Source organism: Methylobacterium sp. 174MFSha1.1 (assembly GCF_900116815.1).
Classification (GTDB): Bacteria; Pseudomonadota; Alphaproteobacteria; order Rhizobiales; family Beijerinckiaceae; genus Methylobacterium.
The window spans coordinates 54464-75545 of the sequence record NZ_FPCB01000020.1 but is presented as its reverse complement, the minus strand read 5'-3'; the positions used below and the strand labels follow the sequence as shown (position 1 = coordinate 75545).

Annotated in this window: 17 protein-coding genes and 1 pseudogene; 13 read left to right on the top strand and 5 right to left on the bottom strand. The window is 73.8% G+C overall.

The window, feature by feature from the left end; translation table 11 throughout:
* The first annotated feature begins 81 nt into the window (after positions 1–81).
* From BM430_RS18320 to BM430_RS18275, 10 genes are all read left to right on the top strand, one after another.
* Positions 82–939, top strand: coding sequence for a DUF58 domain-containing protein (locus BM430_RS18320; RefSeq protein ID WP_093568772.1), 858 nt, complete (start codon positions 82–84; stop codon positions 937–939).
* Positions 926–1351 carry a DUF4381 family protein gene (locus BM430_RS18315; RefSeq protein ID WP_093568687.1) on the top strand — a complete coding sequence of 142 codons (426 nt, stop codon included), beginning with the start codon at positions 926–928 and terminating at the stop codon, positions 1349–1351. The genes BM430_RS18320 and BM430_RS18315 overlap by 14 nt, the downstream gene beginning before the upstream one ends.
* Positions 1352–1353: 2 nt before the next feature.
* Positions 1354–2325, top strand: coding sequence for a VWA domain-containing protein (locus BM430_RS18310; RefSeq protein ID WP_093568771.1), 972 nt, complete (start codon positions 1354–1356; stop codon positions 2323–2325).
* The gene (locus BM430_RS18305; protein ID WP_093568686.1) at positions 2322–3242 is read left to right on the top strand and encodes a vWA domain-containing protein; all 921 of its coding nucleotides are present in this window, start codon (positions 2322–2324) and stop codon (positions 3240–3242) included. The genes BM430_RS18310 and BM430_RS18305 overlap by 4 nt, the downstream gene beginning before the upstream one ends.
* Positions 3242–4066: a tetratricopeptide repeat protein gene (locus BM430_RS18300; protein ID WP_244539542.1), complete on the top strand. Its 825-nt coding sequence runs from the start codon at positions 3242–3244 to the stop codon at positions 4064–4066. The genes BM430_RS18305 and BM430_RS18300 overlap by 1 nt, the downstream gene beginning before the upstream one ends.
* A complete protein-coding gene (locus tag BM430_RS18295; protein WP_093568685.1) occupies positions 4060–5307 on the top strand; it encodes a BatD family protein in 1248 nt (415 codons plus the stop codon). The genes BM430_RS18300 and BM430_RS18295 overlap by 7 nt, the downstream gene beginning before the upstream one ends.
* Before the next feature lie 102 nt (positions 5308–5409).
* Positions 5410–6645 (top strand): allantoate amidohydrolase, encoded by a 1236-nt coding sequence (locus BM430_RS18290; RefSeq protein ID WP_244539541.1) that lies wholly within the window; start codon positions 5410–5412, stop codon positions 6643–6645.
* Positions 6646–7080: 435 nt separating this feature from the next.
* Positions 7081–8358, top strand: coding sequence for an NAD(P)/FAD-dependent oxidoreductase (locus BM430_RS18285; RefSeq protein WP_093568683.1), 1278 nt, complete (start codon positions 7081–7083; stop codon positions 8356–8358).
* A 79-nt stretch (positions 8359–8437) separates the two neighbouring features.
* Positions 8438–8716, top strand: coding sequence for a type II toxin-antitoxin system RelB/DinJ family antitoxin (locus BM430_RS18280; RefSeq protein ID WP_093568682.1), 279 nt, complete (start codon positions 8438–8440; stop codon positions 8714–8716).
* On the top strand, positions 8703–8984 hold the full coding sequence (locus BM430_RS18275) for a type II toxin-antitoxin system YafQ family toxin (RefSeq protein ID WP_093568681.1): 282 nt from the start codon (positions 8703–8705) through the stop codon (positions 8982–8984). Before BM430_RS18280 ends, BM430_RS18275 begins: the two co-directional genes overlap by 14 nt.
* A gap of 214 nt (positions 8985–9198) precedes the next feature.
* Here BM430_RS18275 and BM430_RS18270 read toward each other — a convergent pair.
* A pseudogene (locus tag BM430_RS18270) lies at positions 9199–11043 on the bottom strand (PAS domain S-box protein); the annotation flags it as partial.
* Positions 11044–11148: 105 nt separating this feature from the next.
* The gene (locus BM430_RS18265; RefSeq protein WP_093568769.1) at positions 11149–13290 is read right to left on the bottom strand and encodes a hybrid sensor histidine kinase/response regulator; all 2142 of its coding nucleotides are present in this window, start codon (positions 13288–13290) and stop codon (positions 11149–11151) included.
* Positions 13291–13575: 285 nt separating this feature from the next.
* Here BM430_RS18265 and BM430_RS18260 point away from each other — a divergent pair, with 285 nt between their 5' ends.
* Positions 13576–15216 carry a dihydroxyacetone kinase subunit DhaK gene (locus BM430_RS18260; RefSeq protein WP_093568679.1) on the top strand — a complete coding sequence of 547 codons (1641 nt, stop codon included), beginning with the start codon at positions 13576–13578 and terminating at the stop codon, positions 15214–15216.
* 534 nt (positions 15217–15750) lie between these two features.
* Here BM430_RS18260 and BM430_RS18255 read toward each other — a convergent pair.
* Positions 15751–16299 (bottom strand): Ros/MucR family transcriptional regulator, encoded by a 549-nt coding sequence (locus BM430_RS18255; protein WP_093568678.1) that lies wholly within the window; start codon positions 16297–16299, stop codon positions 15751–15753.
* Positions 16300–16645: 346 nt separating this feature from the next.
* Here BM430_RS18255 and BM430_RS18250 point away from each other — a divergent pair, with 346 nt between their 5' ends.
* Both BM430_RS18250 and BM430_RS18245 read left to right on the top strand, forming a co-directional pair.
* Positions 16646–18238: an FAD-dependent oxidoreductase gene (locus BM430_RS18250; protein WP_093568677.1), complete on the top strand. Its 1593-nt coding sequence runs from the start codon at positions 16646–16648 to the stop codon at positions 18236–18238.
* A 100-nt stretch (positions 18239–18338) separates the two neighbouring features.
* Entirely contained in the window at positions 18339–18821 is a 483-nt protein-coding gene (locus BM430_RS18245; protein ID WP_093568676.1) for a MarR family winged helix-turn-helix transcriptional regulator, read from the top strand.
* A 3-nt stretch (positions 18822–18824) separates the two neighbouring features.
* Here the strand turns inward: BM430_RS18245 and BM430_RS18240 are convergent, their stop codons facing one another.
* Together BM430_RS18240 and BM430_RS18235 are read right to left on the bottom strand one after the other, a co-directional pair.
* Positions 18825–19277 (bottom strand): acyl-CoA thioesterase, encoded by a 453-nt coding sequence (locus tag BM430_RS18240; protein WP_093568675.1) that lies wholly within the window; start codon positions 19275–19277, stop codon positions 18825–18827.
* A complete protein-coding gene (locus BM430_RS18235; RefSeq protein ID WP_093568674.1) occupies positions 19274–21082 on the bottom strand; it encodes a feruloyl-CoA synthase in 1809 nt (602 codons plus the stop codon). The genes BM430_RS18240 and BM430_RS18235 overlap by 4 nt, the downstream gene beginning before the upstream one ends.

Here is a 21082-nt window from a genome sequence, read left to right as displayed (position 1 = left end):
ATTCTCGCCACCGTGGCACGGCCGCCCTCCGAGTCCGATCCCTTCTCCCGGCCCGGCATCGCCCTCGAAGCGGGTGCGCTCATGGGCCTGCGCCACCTCGCGCGCCGCGGAACCGGTGCGACGACGCGGGGGCGCTCGGGGCTGCCCGGCGGCCTCGTCACGCGGCGGCGCGGGCGCGGCACCGAGCCCGACGACGTGCGCCCCTGGGCCGAGGGCGACGACGTGCGCCACGTCGACCGCAACGCCACCGCCCGCACCGGCACGCTCCACGTGCGCACCCACCACGAGGAGCGCGACCGCGCGGTGGTGCTGCTGGCCGATTTCCGGTCCTCGATGCTGTTCGGCACCCGCCGCTCCTTACGCTCGGTCGCGGCCGCGGAGGCCCTGGTGCTGCTCGGCTGGCGCATCGCCGGCGATGGCGGCCGGGTCGGGCTCTGCGTCGCCGGCGCGGAGCCGGTGGCGCTGCCGCCGCGGGGCGGCGGACGGGGCATGGCGGCCCTGTGCCAGGGTCTCGCCCAGGCGCACGGGAGCGCCCTCGCGGCCCCGCTTCACGACGACCCACCCTTGAGCCCGATCCTGGAGCGGGCGCGGACGCTGCTGCCGGCGGGCGGGCACCTGGTGCTGGCGAGCGCCCTCGATTCACCCGGCGACGGCTTTTCGGAGCGCCTGGTGGCGCTCGCCGAGCGGGTCTCCGTGAGCCTGATCCTGGTGAGCGACGCCTTCGAGCGCATCGCCCCGCCGGGCCTCTACCCCTACGCGACGCCGGACGGCCGCCGCGGCACGGCCAGTGCCTCCGCGAAAATCGGCCGGGCGCGGCCGGCACCGGAGGATCGCCTCGCGGCCTATGCCCGCCTCGGCCTCGCCTGTCTCCGCCTCGACACCGAGACGGGCCCCGAAGGCTTCGCCCCGCTGATGGAGCGGCTCGATGCCGTGCTGTGAGGCCGCGCTCTCGGGCCTGCGCGGCCTGCACGCCCCGCCCGATCCGGGGCTGGTCCGGCCCGAGGTGCTGGCCGCCATCGCCCTCGGCCTGGCGCTCGCCGGCCTCGCGGCCTGGCTCCGGCCGCGCCGGGGCGCCCACCCGATCCGCCGGGCGGCGCTCGCCGAGCTCGCCGCCGCCCGCGCCCTGCCGCCGCCCGAGCGCCGCGTGGCGCTCGCGCGGCTGAGCCGGCGGCTCGCCCGCAGCCTCGGGGTCGAGGGACCAGCCGGGCTCGACGCGCGCCTCCGCACCGACTTCTTCGGACACGGCCCCGGCCGGGCGCTGGCCGACGATCTCTACGCCCCGGGCCCCACCCCCGATCTCGCAGCAGTGGAGGCCGGCCTCGCCCGGCTCCTCGCGCGCCTGCGGGCTTGACGATGATGGCCGGCCTCGCCTCCCTCGATTTCGCGGCACCGCTCGCCGGCCTGCTCCTGCCGCTGCCGCTCCTCGTCGCGCGCCTCCTGCCGCCGCGCTCGGGCGGCAGCGGGGCGCTCGCGGTGCCGCCCTCCCTCGTCGCCGGGCTCGACCGCGGCGGGCCGCTCGCCGTCGGGGTGAGAGGACGCGCGGCCCTGACCTGGCTGCTCTGGGTGTCGCTCGTCGCAAGCCTCGCCGGCCCGCGTCTGGTGCTGCCGGGCGCGGCGCTTCCGGCCTCGGGGCGGGACATCGTGCTCGCCCTCGACCTGTCGGGCAGCATGGAGCGGATCGACTTTTCCCTCGACGGGCGCACCACCTCGCGGCTCGCGGCGGTCAAGCGCGTCGGGGCCGAGTTCATCCGCCGCCGGGCCGGCGACCGGGTCGGCCTCGTGATCTTCGCCGACCAGGCCGACGTCGCCGCCGCCCCCTCCTTCGATACCCGCGCCGTCGCCCGGGCGCTGGAGGAGGCGCAGATCGGCCTCGTCGGCCGCTCGACCGGCATCGGCGACGGGCTCGGCCTCGCCTTGAAGCGCCTCGACGCCCTGCCGGGCCCGGCGAAGGTGGTGGTGCTGCTCTCCGACGGCGCCAACAATGCCGGCCAGACCACGCCGCGGGACGTGGCCGTGCTCGCCCGCGACCTCGGCATCCGGGTGCACACCATCGCGCTCGGCCCCCGCGACCTCGCCGACGCGAACGGCGAGCAGGACGTGGTCGATTCCGAGGCGCTTCGCGATGTGGCGGCGACGAGCGGCGGCCGCTTCTTCCGGGTGCGCACCACCGAGGACCTCGCGGGCGTGGCCGACAGCATCGACGCCCTCGAGGGCGGGCGCGACCGGGCCCCGCCGGTGCCCCTGCGCCGCGACCTGTGGCCGTGGCCGGGTGCGGTGGCGCTGCTCTCGGGCCTCGCCCTCCTGCTGACCCGGAGAGCGGCGTGACCGAGGCCTTCACCCTGCTCCGCCCCTGGTGGCTCCTCGCCCTGCCGCTCCTTGCCCTCCTGGCCTGGCGCGCCGCCCACCGCGCCGCACCCCTCGGCGACTGGGTCAAGGCCGTGGAGCCTCACCTGATGGCGGCGCTCCAGGCCCGTGGCGCGGTGCGGCCGGGGCGCCGCTCGGGCCAGGGGCTGCTGGTCCTGGCTGCCGCCCTCCTCGCCCTCGGCCTCGCCGGTCCCGCCGTGGAGCGCCGCGACGTGGCGGGCTTCCGCAACCTCGACGCCGCGATCGTCGCCCTCGACCTGTCGCGCTCGGTCGCCGAGGGCGGGCGCCTCGGCGAGGCGCGGGCCCTGGCGCAAGGGTTGGCCGAAGCCGCCGGCACCAAGGCGGTCGCGCTCATCGCCTATGCGGGCGACGCCTACCTCGTGGCGACGCCGACCACCGACCGCGACGCGTTGAGCACGATCCTGTTCGCCCTCGACGGCGCCACCGTGCCGGACCGCGGCAGCCACCCGGCCCGCGCCCTGGCGCTCGCCCGTCGGACGCTCGCCGAGGGCGGAGTGGTGACCGGCGACGTGGTGCTGGTGAGCGACGGCGGCGGCCTCGACGAGACGGCGTTCCGGGAGGCGGCGGCGCTCCGGGAGGAGGGCCACCGGCTGCACACCGTGCTGGTGACCGATCCCGCCCTGCCGGCCGAGGCGCCGCGGCCGGACGGCACCAGGCTCACCCGACTCGCCGCCCTCGGCGGCGGCGCGGCCGGCAGCCTCGACGCGCCGGACCCGGTCCTGGCGGTCCTGTCCGAGACGGTCGCCCGCCACCTCGCCGACGGGGGTTACACGGTGTTGGCCTGGCAGGATCTCGGCCGCTGGCTCGCCGGCCTCGCGCTGCTGCCGGTCCTGCTGCTCTTCCGGCGGAGCGGCTGATGCGGATCCTCCTCCTCGCCGCCGGCAGCCTCGCCCTGGCGGGCCTCGCCGTGGAACCCGCCGCCCTCGCCCGGCTCCTGCTCGGGGCCGGGATGCCGGGCCCGGCTGCCGGCATCAGCGACGATCCGGCCTGGCGCGGCACCGCCCTCTACGCCGCCGGCCGCTACGCCGAGGCGGCCGAGGCCTTCGCGAGTTTCCCCTACAACCGCGGCAACGCGCTGGCGCTCGCCGGCGACCTCAAGGGGGCGCTCAAAGCCTACGACGCGGCGCTCGCCCGCGATCCGGCGGACGAGGACGCCAAGGCCAACCGCGAGCTGGTGGCCCGCCTCCTCGACACGCCGGACGCCCCCGGCGGCCGCACCGCCGGCGAGGCGAACGCGAAGGCCGACGCCGCCACCCGCTACGCCACCAAGACCGAATCCGATGCGGACGATCCCGGCACCGCCTCGACCGGCGACGGCCTCGCCGGCCACCGCGAGGCGTCGTCCGCCGCCGACTCGCCGGGCAACTCGAAGGCCGCCCGCACCGGCCGGGCCGAGCAGCGGGCGGTGGATCCCGGGCGCGGCCAGGCGCGGGGCTCGGCCAGCGACGCGGAGGGCGGCGGGCGCCAGGGCGGCGGCAATGCCAGCGTGTCCGAGGTGGTGGAGCGCGAGGTGCGCCGGGTCTCCAAAAGCTTCGAACTGCGGGAGATCCGCCCCGACCGGCACTGGCTCGCGACCCTGACCGACGATCCCGGCCGCTTCGTCGCCCTGCGGATCCGCGCCGAGCAGACCCGCCGGCGCGAGGCCGGCACTGCCGTGCAGCCGGGGAGCAACCCATGGTGAGGCGCATCGTGGCAAGAAGGGCTGTAGCGAGAGGGATCGTCCTCGCCTGTCTCCTCGCCTCGCCGGCGCTCGCCCTGGACGACGGCGACCTCGCGCTCACCGTCACCGCCGAGGTTCCGGGCGGGGCGACGCCCTATCCGCGCGAGATGGTCCTGCTGCGCATCCGCGGCACCTACCGGGCGCAGATCGCGCTGGAGGATCTGCGCCAGCCGAGCCTGCCGCATTTCGGCTGGACCCAGCTCGGCCGCGACCGCTGGTTCCGCACCACGATCCAGGGCCAGGAGGCGCGCGGCTTCGAGCGCACCGTCGCGGTGTTCCCGCAAGGGGCGGGCCGCTTCGTCGTCGACCCCTTCGTGCATCGCCTGACCCTCGTCGATGGCGGCGAGCGCCGGCTGATCGAGGTGCGCTCGAACCCGCTGCCCCTCGACGTCGCCGCCTGGCAGGGCCTGGGCGGGCCGGACGCGCCCGAGCCCTGGTGGCTGCCGGCGGAAGGCCTGACGGTGACCGACCTCTGGGAGCCCGAGCCCGAGACGCTGAGGCTCGGCGAGCCGGCCCGCCGCACCGTGACGCTGGAGGCGCGCGGCCTCACCGCCGATGCCCTGCCGCCGCGGCCCACCTTGCGCACCCGCGGCATCCTCACCTTCGCCGGGCCGGTCGAGCGCCAGACCCGGATCACTCCGGCGGGCCCGGTGGCCCGGGTGACCTACCGCTGGGACGTGCGCCCGGGCGTGCCGGAGCCGATCACGCTGGCGGCGATCTCGATTCCGTGGTTCGACACCCGGGCGCGGGTGATGCGCGAGGCCGAGATCCCGGCCCGCATCGTCGGCGCCCGCGCGGCGGCGCCCGCGGAGGAGGCGCCCCCTCCCCCGGCCTCGCCCTGGCGGGCGCTCGTCGTCGGTCTCGCCGCCTTCGGATTCGGGCTCGGTGCCTGGGGATTGTCCCGCCGCGAGGCGCCGCCCTTGCGGGCCCTGATCCGGGCCGCCCGGCGTCGCGACGCGCGCGGGTTCCACGCCGCCCTCAGTCAGGCCGCCCGGCGCGATCCGGGCCGCGCGGCAGCCTGGCGCGCCGATCCCGGCACCGGCCCGCGTCTTGCCGCCCTCGACGCGGCGCTGTTCGGGACGAGCCAGACCCCGGTGCCGGATCTCGCGGGCCTCGCCCGGGATCTCCGGACGATCCGGGTGGACGCCGCGCGGCCGGACGGCCTCGCCCCCCTCGACGGCCCGCGCCCGGCGCCGCGCTGACGGTCCGCCGGCATGCTCCGGGCCCGGTTGCCTCCACCGGCACCGACCCTGCATACCGCCCGCTCGATGCCAGTTCAGGTCGCGACCGCCATGACCGACGCCATGACCGACACTTCCCGCCTCGGCGCCCGCGTGATGGCGCTGATCGACGACCTCGCCCGCCACACCGACGAGCCCGGCCGGCTGACCCGGCTCTACCTCTCGCCGGCCCACCGGGCGACCGCCGAGGCGGTGCTCGGCCTGATGCGGGAGGCGGGGCTCGCGGCGCGGATCGACGCCGCCGGCAGCGTGGTCGGGCGGATGGAAGGGCGGGAGCCCGGGCTGCCGGCCCTGGTGCTCGGCTCGCACATCGACAGCGTGGTCGATGCCGGGCGCTACGACGGTCCCCTCGGCGTGGCGGCGGGCCTCGCCGTCGCCGAGGCGCTGCGCGGGCTCGCGCTGCCCTTCGCCCTCGAAGTGGTGGCCTTCGGCGACGAGGAGAACGTGCGCTTCCCGACCTCGCTCTCGACCTCGAAGGCCTGGGCCGGGCAATACAGGATGGAGTGGCTGGAGGGCCGCGACGCCGCCGGCACCCCCTTGCGCGAGGCGCTGGCGCAATTCGGCGGCGATCCGGACGGCATCCCGGCCCTCGCCCGGCGCCGTGAGGAGATCGCCGGCTATCTCGAGATCCACATCGAGCAGGGCCCGGCGCTGGAAGCGGCGGCGCAGCCGGTGGGGGTGGTCTCGGGCATCGTCGGGCTCACCCGGGCGCGCTGCACCGTGACCGGCGAGGCCAACCATGCCGGCACCGTGCCGATGGGCATGCGCCGGGACGCGCTGGCCGCCGCCGCCGAGATGGCGCTCGCGGTCGAGCGCTTAGGGGAGGCGGTGCCGGGTGCGGTCGCGACGGTGGGGGCGCTCAGCGTCGTGCCGGGCGCCGTCAACGTGATCCCGGGCCGGGTCGATTTCAGCCTCGACGTGCGCGCGCCCGACGATTCCGAGCGCCTGGGCCTGTTCACGGCGATCGAGGCCGAATGCCGGGCGATCGCGCAGCGCCGGGCGGTGGGTTTCGGCGCCGAGACCTTCATGGACAACGCGGCGGTCGCCCTCGATCCGGGCTTCCAGGCCACGCTCGACCGGGCGGCGCGGCGCCTCGGCTTTTCCCCCCTGATGCTGCCCTCCGGCGCCACCCACGACGCGGTGGCGATGGCGGCGCTCGGCCCCTCGGCGATGCTGTTCGTGCGCTGCCGCGGCGGGATCAGCCACAACCCGGCCGAATCGATCACCCTGGAGGATGCCGACGCGGCGACGCGGGTGCTCCTGGGGGCGGTCCGCGATCTGGCGGGGCTGGAGCCGTAATCGCAGGTCTGGCCAGGGACAATCGCGGATCAGGAGAGGGCGCGGGATCTCTTCGCTCCCCGCAGGCGGCAGGGCTGTCCGGGGAAAAGAAACGGCGCGGGCTTCCCCCCTCTCCCCGACAGATCCCGGGCTTGCCCGGGATCTGCAATCAAGGGACGAAGTCGGGCAAGCCCGACTTCCCGCGGGGAGAGGGCCTGGGGATCGAAGATCCCACCGACGTTCAGGAGACACGGCAAGCGGAGGCGAAAGCCGAAGCGAGGGTGAGGGGGTGCTTCCGGAGGAGACTCTTCCGGTGCCACCCCCTCACCCTCGCCCTACGGGCTTGCCGAACCCTCTGGACGAGGGTTCGGCCCTCTCCCCGCCCGCGGGGAGAGGAGAAACCGCGCTCTTCTTGTCCCCCGGTAGACCCGCACCGATGAGAACGAGACAGCAGTGATGCAGCACGACGAACAGACAGCCGACATCGTGGTGGTCGGCGGCGGGATGGTCGGGCTCTCCTCCGCCATCGCCCTGAGGGATCGCGGGCAGGACGTGGTCCTGTGCGATCCCGGCGAGGCGAGGGCGCGCACCTCCTACGGCAATGCCGGCGTGGTCAGCCGCGGCTCGATCCTGCCGATGTCGGGCCCCGGCCTGTGGGGCAAGCTGCCGGCCTATCTGCGCAACGCCGATCCGGGCCTTCGCCTGCGCCATGGTCATCTTCTGCGGGTGCTGCCCTGGGCGGCCCATTTCCTGGCGAGCGCCCGCACCTCCGCCTGGCGCCGGGCCGCCGACGCGCTGGCGCCGCTCACCGACGCCGCCTATCCGGAGCACCGGCGCCTCGCCGACCGGGCCGGCGTGCCCCACATCCTACGCGAATGCGGCTGGGTGAAGCTCTACCGGACGGAGGCCGCCTTCGCGGGGGCGGCCCTGGAGCGCGAGATCCTGAGCCGTCACGGCGTGCCGTTCGAGATAGTCGAGGGTCCGGCGATCCAGGCGCTGGAGCCGGCGCTGATCCGTCCCTTCGCCCGGGCGATGCTGCTGCCGGAGACCGGCGCCGTCGGCGATCCCGGCGGGCTGGTCGAGGCCGCCGAGCGGCTCTTGTCCGGCCTCGGCGGACGGATCCTGCGCACCACCGTGAGCCGCCTGGACCTCCGGGCCGACGGCTGGCACGTCGTCCATCCGGGCGGGACGGTTCGGGCGCGCCAGGTGGTGCTGGCGACGGGGGCGGCGGCGCACGAGCTGGCGCGGCCCCTCGGCTACCGCTTCGCCTTCGCGGCCGAGCGCGGCTACCACCGCCACTACGCCCTGCATCCCGAGAGCCCGGCCCTCACGCGCCCGGTCTACGACACCGGCGCCGCCTCGATCCTGTCGCCGATGGGCGAGGGCCGGGTGCGGGTGCTCTCCGGCGTCGAGGTCGCGGACCGCCACGCCGAGCCGGATTACCGCCAGATCGAGGCGGCGGCGCGGGAGGCCGCCGGCACCGTGCGCCTCAGCCAGCCCCTCGACAACCGGCCCTGGCTCGGCTCGCGCCCCTCGACCCCGGACGGCCTGCCGGTGATCGGCCCCGCTCCGCGCCATCCCGGCCTGATCTTCGCCTTCGGCCACGGCCATATCGGGCTCTCCACCGGCCCGATCACCGGCCAGCTCGTCGCCGATCTCGCCACCGGCCGCACGCCGGCGGTGCCGGTGGCGCCGTTCGCGCCGGGGCGGCTGCTCGGCTGGCCGCGGCTGTAGGGCGCCACGCGACGCCGCGCCGGTTGCGCCGGTGTGGTCGCGAGCCCACAACATCGGAAGACCTGCTTCGGAGACGCTGATGTCCGACGTCACCTACGTTCGCGCCCGCATCGACGCGGATGTTAAGGAACGCGCCGTGGAAGCGCTGGATGCCATGGGTCTGTCCGTCTCCGATGCGATCAGGCTCTTGATGCTGCGCATCGCCGACGAGCGGCGGCTCCCCTTCGACGCAGAGATTCCGAATGCCAAGGCTCCGAATGCGGAGACGCGAGAGGCCATCGCCGAGTTGGAAGAGGGGCGCGGCACGCGCCTGAACGGGATCGATGCCTTGATGGCCGATCTCCATGCGGACGATTGACCGCTCGACTGCGTTCAAGCGCGACTACAAGCGAGAGGTTCGAGGACGGTACAGAGCGACGCTCGACAGCTTGCTCCTGCCGGTCCTGACCGCGCTTGCGACTGATCAGCCCCTCGCCCCACACTATCGCGACCATGAGCTCATCGGGAACTGGTCCGGCTATCGCGATTGCCACGTGAAGCCGGACCTTGTCTTGATCTATCACAAGCCCGATGCAACGACCTTGCGGCTCGCCCGGCTCGGCTCGCACAGCGAGGTTTTCGGGTGAGGGCTGGTCTGGAACTAACACCACGGCACCAGACAACGCGCGTCGCACAATGTAGCCGGCAAAACAGATATTTCCCAGAGGAAAATATCCTGATTCTGCATCACTCCCCGAAGCGGATGCCGATCTCGCAACCGTGCTGGCGCACCACCACGCCGGCGCGCTCGCCATGGCCCTCGACTTCGAGGCGGATCCGCGGCGGCAGGCGGACCGGGCGTTCGAGGGCGAGCTTGGCGCCGGACTTCGAGAGGTTGAGCACGAGGCAGGACATCGCCTCCACCGGTCCCGATCCCGGCGGCAGCACGACCCGGCCGGTCAGGGAGGTGCGCGTCCGCTCGTCGATCCGCCGCTCCTCGATGCCGACCAGCCACTCGTCGAGGCTGCCGGCGATCTCGGCGACGCCGGACGCCGTGGTCTGGACGTTGGTGCTGACCGCCCCGGTGGTGGCGCGCTGCTGCTCGCTCGCCGCCGCGGTCTCGGCGACGAAGCCCTGCACGGCGTCGACCGCATGGCTGATCGAGCCCAGGGCCGCGGCGACCTCGCGCGACACGGTCTGCATGGCGCCGATCTCGCCCGAGATCCGCCCCGTGGCGGCGCTGGCCTGGCCGGCGAGGTTCTTCACTTCCGCCGCGACCACGGCGAAGCCCCTTCCCGCCGCACCGGCGCGGGCCGCCTCGATCGTAGCGTTCAGCGCCAGCAGGTTGATCTGCTCGGCGATGGCGGTGATCGCCTCGACGACGCCGTTCATCGCCTGCGCCGCCACGTCGAGCCGGGCGGTGGCGGCGCCCGCCACGCCCATCCTCTCCTGGATCTCGCCGACCGCCTGCTGGGACTGGCCCATCCGGGCCGCGATCGACGCCGAGGTCCGGTGCATCTCCTCGGAGGCCTCGGCCACCGACTGGATCCGGGTCAGGGTCTGCTCCGCCGCCGCGATCGCGCGGGCCCGGATGGTCATGCTGTGGGTGACGTCGGTGGCGAACTTGATGACCTTGCAGGGACGTCCGTCGAGGTCGAGGACCGGCGTGTAGGTGGCCTGGATCCACACCTCCCGGCCGCCCTTGCCGACCCGCTGGTAGACCGCGGAGGCGTAGCGCCCGGCGCGGAGGGAGTCCCAGAACTCGGCGTAGCTGCGGCTCGCGGCGTAGTCGGGCGAGACGAACAGGCGGTGGTGGCGGCCGACGATCTCGTCGAGGCCGTAGCCCATCGCCTTCAGGAAGTGGCCGTTGGCATCGAGGATGGTGCCGTCCATGTCGAACTCGATCACCGCCTGCGAGCGGAGCGCCGCCTCGATCTTGCCGGCGGTGTCGGCGGCGTGCTGCTTGGCGGCGGTGATGTCGGTGGCGTACTTGACGATCCTGAGCGTGCGCCCGGCGCCATCGAGGATCGGGTTGTAGGTCGCCTGGATCCAGATTTCGGAGCCGTCCTTGGCCCGCCGCTTGAACTCGCCCGCCTGGTACTCGCCGCGGGCGAGCCTCGCCCAGAAGTCGCGGTAGTCCGGCCCGGCGGACTCGTCGCCGGTGAGGAACAGGCGGTGGTGGCGGCCGACGATCTCGGAAAGGCCATAGCCCGTCGCCGCGAGGAAGTGCGGGTTGGCGTCGAGGATCGTGCCGTCGGGGGCGAAGTGGATCACCGCCTGCGAGCGGTTGATCGCGGCGATCTGGCCGGCGGCGTCCGCCGCCGCCTGCTTCTCGGCGGTGATGTCGAGGGCGAATTTCACGATCCGGACCGGCCGGCCGCTTGCGTCGCGCACCGGGTTGTAGCTGGCGCGGATCCACACCTCCCGCCCGCCCTTGGCCAGGCGCCGGTACTCGGCGCTCTGCACCTCGCCCCGGCGCAGGCGAGCCCAGAACGCCTCGTAGGCAGGGTTCGCCGCCTCGGCGGGGTCGACGAACAGGCGGTGGTGGCGCCCGCGCACCTCGTCGAGGCGGTAGCCCATCAGCTGGAGGAAATTCTCGTTCGCCTCGGCGAGCAGGCCGTCGAGCCCGAACGTCACGATGGCCTGCGAGCGCTCGATGGCGTCGAGCTTGGCGGCTTTGCTGGAGCGGCGCGCGAGGGCGAACATGGAGTGTCCCAGACGATCGTGGGCTTGTTCCCCTCCTTGAAGCACCAGCCCTTAACGCCGTCTAACGCAACGTCATCCCGCGGCAGGGCGCCGCATGGTTCGGGTTCAGGGACGGGCCAGCATCTCGCGGATGCGCGACGCCAGGGCTTCGACCGCGAAGGGCTTGGTCAGCACCTGCATCCCGGGCTCGAACTGCCCGGTGCCGAGGGCCGCATTCTCGGCGTAGCCGGTGATGAACAGCACCTTCAGGCCCGGCCGCCGCGCCCGGCCGGCATCGGCCATCTGGCGCCCGTTCATGCCGCCGGGCAGGCCGACATCGGTGACGACGAGATCGATGCGCGCGTCCGATTGCAGCACCCTGAGGCCGGCCGCGCCGTCCGCCGCCTCGATCGCCGTGTAGCCGAGATCCTCCAGCACCTCGGCCACCAGCATGCGCACGGTCGGCTCGTCGTCGACGATCAGCACCGTCTCGCCCCGCTCCGCCCGGGGCGCCTCCGCCAGGGTCGCCGGCGGGCCTTCAGCCTCGGAGGCGCCGTGGTGGCGCGGCAGGACGAGGCGGACGCGGGTGCCGCGTCCGACCTCCGAGGTGATCCGCACCTGCCCGCCCGATTGCTGGGTGAAGCCGTAGATCATCGAGAGCCCCAGGCCGGTGCCCTGGCCGATCGGCTTCGTGGTGAAGAACGGCTCGAACACCCGGGCGATCACCTCCGGCGCCATGCCGGTGCCGGTATCGGTGACGCAGAGCGACAGGTAGTCGCCGGGCGGGATCTCGTGCCCGCGCGCCGCCGCCGCGTCGAGGCGCAGGTTCGCGGTCTCGATCGCGATGCGCCCGCCGTCGGGCATCGCGTCGCGGGCGTTGAGGCAGAGGTTGAGGAGCGCGTTCTCGAGCTGCGGCGGGTCGACGAGGACGGTCCAGAGGTCGGGGGTGCCCGTGACGGCAATCTCGACCGCCGGCCCGACGGTGCGCCGGATCAGCTCCTCCATCCCGGCCACCAGCCGGTCGACGTCGGTGGGCCGCGGGTCGAGGGTCTGGCGGCGGGAGAAGGCGAGCAGCCGGTGGGTGAGTGCGGCCGCGCGCTTCGCCGCGCCTTGCGCCGCCGCCATGTAGCGCTCGACGTCCTTGAGCCGGCCCTGGCCGATGCGGGTCTGCATCAGTTCGAGCGCCCCCGAGATGCCGGCGAGCAGGTTGTTGAAGTCGTGGGCGATGCCCCCTGTCAGCTGGCCCACCGCCTCCATCTTCTGCGACTGGCGCAAGGCCTCCTCGGCCCGCATCAGCTCGGCGCTGCGCGCGGCGACCTGCTGCTCCAGGGTCTCGGTCAGCGCCCGCAGCATCGTGGTGGCGCGGTCGCGCTCCGCCTCGACGGCGCGGCGCTCGTTCACGTCGATGAGGACGCCGGGGAAGCTCAGCGGCGTGCCGTCGGGCGCATGGTCGACCCGCCCGTTCGCCTCGAGCCAGTAGTAGTGGCCGTCGGCGCGCCGGGTCCGGTACTGGTGGGCATAGGCGCCGCCGCGGATCACCACCGCGTCGATCGCCGCGATCAGGCCGGCCCGGTCGTCCGGGTGCACCGTCTCGATCACCTGCTCCAGGCTCAGGCCTTCGCGGCCGAGCGCCGGATCGAGGCCGAAGCTGCGGGCGAAGGCCTCGTCGACGGTGAAGCGGTCGTTCGGCAGGTCCCAGAACCAGGTGCCGATGATCGCGCCGGCCGAGAGGGCGAGCTGGACCCGCTCGATGTTCTCCCGGGCGACCGCCTCGCTCTCGCGCAGGCGCCGGGTCGCGATCACCTGGGCGGTGGTCTCGTTGGTGAGGATGAACAGGCCGGCGACGCGGCCCTCGCCGTCGAGCACCCGCGAGTAGGAGAAGGTCCACCAGGTCTCGGCCTCGCCCCGGTCGGTGCCGAGCGTCCACGGCAGGTCGACGAAGCGCCGGCTGCGCCCGGCGAAGGCGTCGTCGATGATGGGCTTCGCCTGCTCCCAGCCATCGGCCCAGACCCGGTCGAAGCGCTCGCCCATCGCCCAGTCGAGCCGGGGGCCGAGCAGCGGAAAGTAGGTCTCGTTGAAGAAGAAATGCAGGTCCGGCCCCCAGGCCAGGATCATGCTCTCGGGCGAGTTCAGCACCAGGCTCAGCGCCGTGCGCAGGGCCTCCGGCCAGGTCTCCGGGGGGCCGAGCGGGTGGCCGGACCAGTCGCGCGCGCGGATCATCGCGGCCGCGCGGCCGCCGCCGGCGAGGAACGGAAGGGGGTCACTCATCGGCGTCGGCGGCGGGCTCACCTGGGGATCGGGCGCCGCTGCGACACTGCCCCGGCGGGTCTCGAAACCGGTCCGGGTCCCGGATGCCGCGCGGCAGCCGGGACGCCGGGGAAATTCCGGCCCGGAGGATTCCGCCCCTTATGGCCCGAAGCGGCCGATTCGGCAAAGCCGTTCGGGGCGGGCGCGTCCGCCGTGGCGGGCCGGCCGCGCTTTTGGCAGGATCGGCCGCATACCGCCGACGAGCCGGAATCCGCTTCGTCGGATCATGCACCCTGGGAGGACCGGATGGCCCACTTCATCAACGACCGCGCCGCCCTGGTGGCCGAGGCAGTGGACGGGCTCGTCGCGGGCAGCGGCGGCCGGCTCGCCCGCCTCGACGGCGATCCGGCGATCCGGGTCGTGCTGCGGGCCGGCTGGACGGCCGACCGTGTCGCGGTCGTCTCGGGGGGAGGCTCGGGCCACGAGCCGGCCCATGCGGGCTTCGTCGGGAGCGGCCTCCTCACCGCGGCGGTCTGCGGCGACGTCTTCGCCTCGCCCTCCGTCGACGCGGTGCTGGCGGGCATCCTGGCGGTGACCGGACCGGCGGGCTGCCTCGTCATCATCAAGAACTACGCCGGCGACCGGCTGAATTTCGGGCTGGCCGCCGAGCGCGCCCGCGCCCTCGGGCTCGCGATCGAGACCGTCACGGTCGCCGACGACGTCGCGATCCCGGGCGCCGCGCAACCCCGCGGCATCGCCGGCACGCTCCTGGTGCACAAGGTGGCGGGCCACGCCGCAGAGAGCGGCCGGCCCCTCGCCGAGGTCGCCGCGGCGGCGCGGGCGGTGGCCGCGGGGGTCAGGTCCCTCGGCATCGCGGTCTCGGGCTGCACGATGCCGGGCGGCGTCGCGGAGGCGCGTCTCGCGCCGGGTCAGGCCGAGCTCGGCCTCGGGATTCACGGCGAGCCCGGCATCGAGCGCATCGCCCTTCCGCCGGCGACCGACCTCGCCGGCCTGATGACCGGGCGCCTCGCCGCGGCGCTCCCGGAGGACGGACCGCTCGCCCTCCTGGTCAACAACCTCGGCGGCACCACCGCGCTGGAGATGCAGGTGCTGACCCGCGCGGTGCTGGCGACGCCGCTGGGAGCGCGGGTGCGCCTGCTCCTCGGACCGGCCGCCGCGATGACGGCCCTGGACATGCACGGCGCCTCGCTCTCGCTGCTGCCGCTCGATCCCGCGACGGAGGCCGCGCTGACCGCTGCGACCGAGGTGCCGGCTTGGCCGCGCGCGGTTCCGGTCGTCGCGCCGGCGACGCGCCCCCTGCCCGACGGCCTCGCGCGGCAGGGCGAGGCCGCCCCCTCGCAGGATCCCGCCGTGGCGCGGGCGATCACCGCGGTCGGCACCGCCCTGATCGCGGCGGAAGGCGCGCTCAACGCCCTCGACGCGCGGGTCGGGGACGGCGACACCGGCACCACCTTCGCGGCGGCGGCGCGGGCCGTGCTCGCCGATCTCGACCGGCTGCCGCAGGCCGAGCCCGCCGCCCTGTGCCGCGCGCTCTCCGAGCGCCTCGCCCGGGTGGCCGGCGGATCGAGCGGGGTGCTGATGTCGATCTTTTTCTCCGCCACGGGCGCCGGCCTCGCCGACGGGTTCGGCTGGCCCGACGCCCTCGCGCGCGGTGCGGCCCGGCTCCAGGCCCATGGCGGCGCGCGGCCCGGCGACCGCACCCTGCTCGACGCCCTGGTGCCGGCCCTCGCGGCCCTGCCCGACGGCTTTGAGGCGGCGGCGCGGGCGGCGGAAGCGGGAGCCGCCGCCACCGCCGGGATGACCCGGGCCGGGACCGGCCGCTCGAGCTACCTCGCCGCCGCCGACCTCGCCGGGGTGGAGGACCCGGGCGCCGTCGCGGTGGCCCATGCCTTCGCGGCCCTGGCTGCCACGGCGCGCAGCGGCTGAGGCTACGAAAATTCCGGAACGATCGGGCGCAGAACTTCCTTTCTCGCGCGTGCGGCGGGCGTTCCGGAAGATCTCGTCTGATACGGTTTCCGACTGATCGCTCTGCGATGCGGAAAACGGCTTTGTTCGAGCGCCGCGCGGACTCCTCATACGGCTTCCGAAAGCAATCTTCCGGAAGTCGCACGAGAGCTCGATTGACTGATCGTACCGATCACTTCAGCACAAGGACCGCCCACTCCCACGTCATCCCGGGGCTCGCCGCAGGCGAGAACCCGGGATCCATAACCGCTGACGTTCGGCAGTCGAGCGATCTGCGCTCCGCTTCGTCCCGCACTGTCAGCGGTTATGGATCCTGGGTTCCGCTGCGCGGCTCCGGGATGACATGCAGGGTGTCAGCTCTGTGGAAGCTAATCAACCACGCCCTCAATACTGTCGAGCGGGTCATACGCAGGCGGGAGAGGAGCAGGTCTCCCCAATCTCGTCGGAGCGTGTTTCCGCGATCCCGTCGCGACGCACTGGATCCGTCGCAGCGCCTCAGGCGCCGCGGCGGCCGCGGCGGGGCTTGCTCTCGGTCGTGGCCTCGGATGCCTCGGGCGCTTCGTCCATCAGGTCGGGAGCGGAGATCTCGGCCGTCGCGACCGCGTCGTCTCCCGCCTCGTTGCGTACCGAGCGGCGGCGCTGCTGGCCGAGGCCGAGCGAGCGGGCCAGCTCGGAGCGCTGCTCCGAATAGCTCGCCGAGGTCATCGGGTAGTCGTGGGGCAGGCCCCACTTCTGGCGGTAGGCTTCGGGTGTCAGACCCCGCAAGGTCAGGTGGCGGCGCAGGGTCTTGTAGGACTTGCCGTCTTCGAAGCTGATCAGGTAGTCGTGAGTGATCGAGCGGCGGATCTCGCCCGCGGTCGCCTTGGGATGAACCGGCTCGGGGACGGCCTTGGTCCCCCGTGCCATCTCGTTCAGCGCACCGTAAACATCGGAGATCAGCTTCGGCAACTCTGCGCTCTGCAGATGATTGCTGCTGACGTAGGCAGAGATGATGTCAGCCGTCAGCGTGACAATCTGATCGTGAGTGTTAGCGGTCTCATCCATCCCGGCACGCTCTGAGAATCACTGGAATTGGGTGTCCTATCCTTAAGTTCGCTGCGACCGAAAAGGCAAGGATTATCTGTTGATAAAAACCGCAAACTCGGACGAATCGACCGCTTGACGTAACAAGCGCACGCGGTGTCGATCTCCGTGCTGCCTGATTGGCGCCTCGGCACGCCGGTCGCCGGCCCCGACCGGGCCGATCGGACGCTCCTCCTGGCGCATGCAGGGCGCCTCCCTTCGCGGCCTCCAGCGCCTCCGGCTGCACATCGACGGGATCGGCTGAGGCACCGTTACGGCACCCGCGCGTTGCCTGCCGACGACGCGACGACTGACGAAGAGGCAGGCCATGGCCGACACGGGTTCCGACAAGACCGCTGCCGAGGACAAGCCGGATTTCGCCCGCGGAATTCCGGCAGGCGACTTGCCCGAGGGCGCGATGATCGAGGGCACCCTCGGCGAGGCCAAGGTGCTGCTCCTGCGCCGCGACGGCAAGGTGAGGGCGATCGGCGCCCGCTGCACCCATCTCGGCGCGCCGATGGGCAAGGGGATCGTGGTGGAGGGCGAGATCCGCTGCCCCTGGCACCATGCCCGCTTCAGCCTGGAGACCGGCGAGGCGGTCGGCGCCCCGGCCTTCGATCCGCTGCCGTGCTACCGCGCCGAGGAGCGCGACGGCCGCATCACCGTGACCGGCCGGCGCGAGGCCGCATCCAGGCCCGCCGCGAAGGCCCCCGGCACGATGGTCCAAGCCCCCGGCAAGGTAGTACAAGCCCCCGGCAAGGTCGTGATCGTCGGCGGCGGGGCCGGCGGGCATGCCTGCGCCGAGTGGCTGGCCCGGGCCGGCCACGGCGCCGCCGTCACCCTGGTGAGCGACGATCCCGATCCCCCCTACGACCGCACCTTCTGCTCGAAGCAGTATCTCTCCGGCAAGGCGGAGCGTGGGAAGACGCTGCTGTCCCCCGAGAGCTTCTATTCCGGCGACGGCCCCCGTCTCCTGCGCGACCGGGTGGTCTCGCTCGATCTCGGTGCCGAGGAGGTCGTGACCGCGGGCGGCGAGCGGCTCCCTTACGACGCCCTGGTGATCGCGACGGGCGCGGCGCCGCGGCGGCCGGACCTGCCGGGCTTCGAGCGCCCGGATGTCCACACCCTGCGCAGCCTGTCCGACGCCGACGCGCTGATCGCGGCGGCGTCGGGCGCCCGCCGGATCGCGGTGGTCGGCGCGAGCTTCATCGGCCTCGAGGTCGCCGCGGCGATGGTGGCTCGCGAGAAGGCCGTCACGGTGGTGGCGCCTGACGCGGTGCCCCTCGAAAGGGTCCTCGGCGAGGCGGTCGGCCGCTTCGTCCAGGGCTTGCACGAGGAGAAGGGCGTCACTTTCCGCCTCGGCCGGGAGGTCACGGGCTTCGACGGCCGGGCCCTCACCCTCGACGACGGCAGCCGGGTCGAGGCCGACCTCGTGGTGCTCGGCACCGGCGTCGCGCCCCGCACCGACCTCGCCGAGGCCGCCGGCCTGGCGCTCGCGGCCAAGGACGAGGGCGGCGGCATCGCGGTCGATGCGCATCTCGCGGCGTCCGCGCCGGGGATCTACGCCATCGGCGACGTGGCGTCGTACCCCGATCCCCACAGCGGGCAGCGCCTGCGGGTCGAGCACTGGGTCCACGCCCAGCGCCAGGGCCAGCACGTCGCCCGGGCGCTCCTGGGGGAGTCGGCGGCGTTCACCGAAACGCCGTTCTTCTGGAGCGGCCATTACGGCACCAGCCTGCGCTATGTCGGCCATGCCGGATCGGCGGAGGACACGCGCATCGCGGGCGAGGTGGGCAAGGGCGACTTCGCCGTCACCTACCGCGAGGACGGCCGCGACGCCGCGCTCGCCACCTGCAAGCGGGACAAGCGATCGCTGGAGGTCGAGGCGGCCTGGGACCGGGAGGCCCGGGCGGCGGGCTGAGGGAAGGCCCCGGGCGCACGGCCTCGCCGCTTGCGCCCGGGCTCGATCGCGGGCAGGTGGCGGGACAGGTTCACGGCTTAAGAGAAGGGCCCGTCCAGCGTTGCCGAGCGATGATTCCCCGGGCCTCGCCCGCCTCGAAGGCCTGATCGGCTACACCCTGCGGCGGGCGCAGGTCGCGGTCTCCCGCAGCTTCGTCGAGCTGTTCGCCGATCTCGACGTGCGCCAGAGCCAGCTCGGCGTGCTCACCGTCATCGAGGGCAGCCCGGGGCTGCGGCCGAGCCAGGTCGGCGCGGCGATCGGCATCAAGCGGGCCAATATCGGCCCGCTCCTCGACGAGCTGGAGGGACGCGGCCTGGTACGGCGCGAGCCCGACCCGACCGACCGCCGCTCGCAATCCCTCTTCCTCACCCCGGACGGCGAGGCCCTGATGGCCGAGCTGCACCGCCGCGAGGCCGCCCACGAGGAGCGCATCGCCGCCTTCCTGGGGCCGGAGGAGCGGAGCGCGCTCCTCGGCCTGCTGCGCCGGCTGGAGCAGGGGGCGCGGGAGGTGACGGGGGACGAGGGGGTGGAGGAGGCGGAGTGACCCTCACTCCCCCCGGAACTTTCGCACCAGCTCCTCCGGAATCGGCGCCGCCTTCATCCGGGTCGGGTCGTCGGGGTGGCGGCCGGCCCAGACCCGGCGCTCGCGGCCCTCGACCGCGAGGGCGCCGGCGTTGAGCAGGCGGTGGCGCACGGCAAAGCTGGAGCGGCCGACCTCCACCACCGTCGTGACGATCTCGACCCGGTCGCCGTAGCGCGAGGGTTTCAGGAACTGTGCGCCCGTCTCGACCAGCGGAATGCCGAGGAGGTCGTAGCGGGCGAGCATCCCGGCCTTCGGCAGCCCGGTCGCGGCCTCGCACAGGAGCGCGGTCGACCAGTCGAAGAAGTCGAAGAAGCGCGGGTTGAACACGATGCCGGCGGGGTCGCAATGGCCCCATTCCACCGTCAGGGTGCGGGTGTGGCTGAAGCCCTCGTGGTCGGTGGTCTCGGGCGCGGTCATGCGGTCTCCGGGGTGATGATGTCGGGGGCGTGGGGCGCGGCGTAGAGGCGTTCGACCGCCTCCGAGCGGTTGCGCAGCACGCCGCGCTGGTTGATCGAGCCCTTGTCTGTCACCTCGTCGCGGTCGAGGGCCGGGGGCTCGGCCATCAGCAGGAGCCGGGCGATGCGGTTCGACGAGCCGGTGGCCTTCTGCGCGAAGGCGGCGAGGCGCCGGGCGAATTCCTGCCGGACCGCCGGGTGCGCGAGGACCGCCTCGTCGCCGCCCGTTTCTCCACACAGGGCGCGGCAGGCGGCGAGGTCGGGGAAGACCAGGGCCGCGACCTCGTCGCGCGCCTCGCCCGCGATGGCGACGTCGCGCACCAGCGGCTGGAACGCGTCGAGGAAGGCGGCCCGCAACGGGCCGACGCTGACCCACACCCCGGTGGTGAGCTTGAAATCCTCGTTGAGGCGGCCGTCGAAGGTGAAGCCGCGGTAGGGATCATTCGAATCGACCGGCACCAGCGCGTCGCCGAGGCGGTAGAAGCCCTCCTCGTCGAAGGCGGACGCCGTCAGGTCCGGCCGGCGCCAGTAGCCGGGCGTCACGTTGGGGCCCCGCACCCGCGCCTCGCGCTTGGTGCCGACCGGCGCGACCTTCAACTCGACTCCCGGGGCCGGCAGGCCGACCTGGCCGGCCTTGGCCGGGCGGTCGTCGGTGACGAGGGCCAGCGGGGCGGTCTCGGTGGCCCCGAGCCCCGTCACCATCGGCACCGTCCGGCCGATGGTTTGCCGGGCAAGGTCGTCGATCGCATCCCAGACCGGCTGCGGCAGGCCGGCCGCGGCGAAGAAGGTGACCTGGAGCCGGCTGAAGAAGTTTTTTCGTAGTGCCTCGTCGTCGCGCAGGTGCGGGACCAGCGCCTCGAAGCCCTTCGGCACCGTGAGGTAGAGGGTGGGGGCGACCTCGCGCAAAACGCGCACGGTCTCGCGGATGCCGCCGGGGGTCGGGCGGCCCTCGTCGATATAGAGGGTGCCGCCATTTGCCAGCACCAAGTTGAAGTTGTGGTTGCCCCCGAAGGTGTGGTGCCAGGGCAGCCAGTCGACCATCACCGGCGGCTCGGCGGTGAGCGCCGGGAAGCGCGCCTGCAGCATCGCTTGGTTGGAGGCGAGCATCCGGTGGGTGTTCACCACCGCCTTCGGCACGCCGGTCGAGCCGGAGGTGAACAGGAGCTTCGCCACCGTGCCCGGTTCGACCGCTCCATGCGCCGCCGCGACGGCGGCGGAGTCCTCGCCCCGCAGCAGGTCGTCGAACCGGGTGACCGGCCGGCCGATCTCGGCGCCGTCGGCGATCACCACCTCGGTGCCCGCCGGGACCGCCGCCGCGATGGCGGGCGCGTAAACCGCGCCCTCGGCCGCGAAGACGAGGCCGGGAGTGAGGAGTTCGACGATCGCCCGCAGGCGGGCATGGTCCTGCGACACGGTGGAATAGGCCGGCGAGACCGGCGCCACCGCGATGCCGGCGTGGAGGGCGGCGAGGGACAGGAGCGCGTGCTCGAAGCCGTTGCCCGACAGGATCATCACCGGCCGCTCGGCCGAGAGGTTCCGGGTGAGGAGCGTCGCGGCGATCCGCTCGACCGCCTGGAGCGCTGCCCCATAAGTCAGGGGCTCGAACGCCCCATCTTGCCCCCGGCGCACCAGGAACGGCCGGTCCGGCGCCTCGGCGGCGTAGCGGGTGAGGTGCGCAGTCAGGCGCTCGGGGTAGGGCGGCAGGGGCGCGGTCGCGGTGACGACGAGGCTGCCGTCGTCCCGCTCGACGAAGCGATGCGTGGCCAT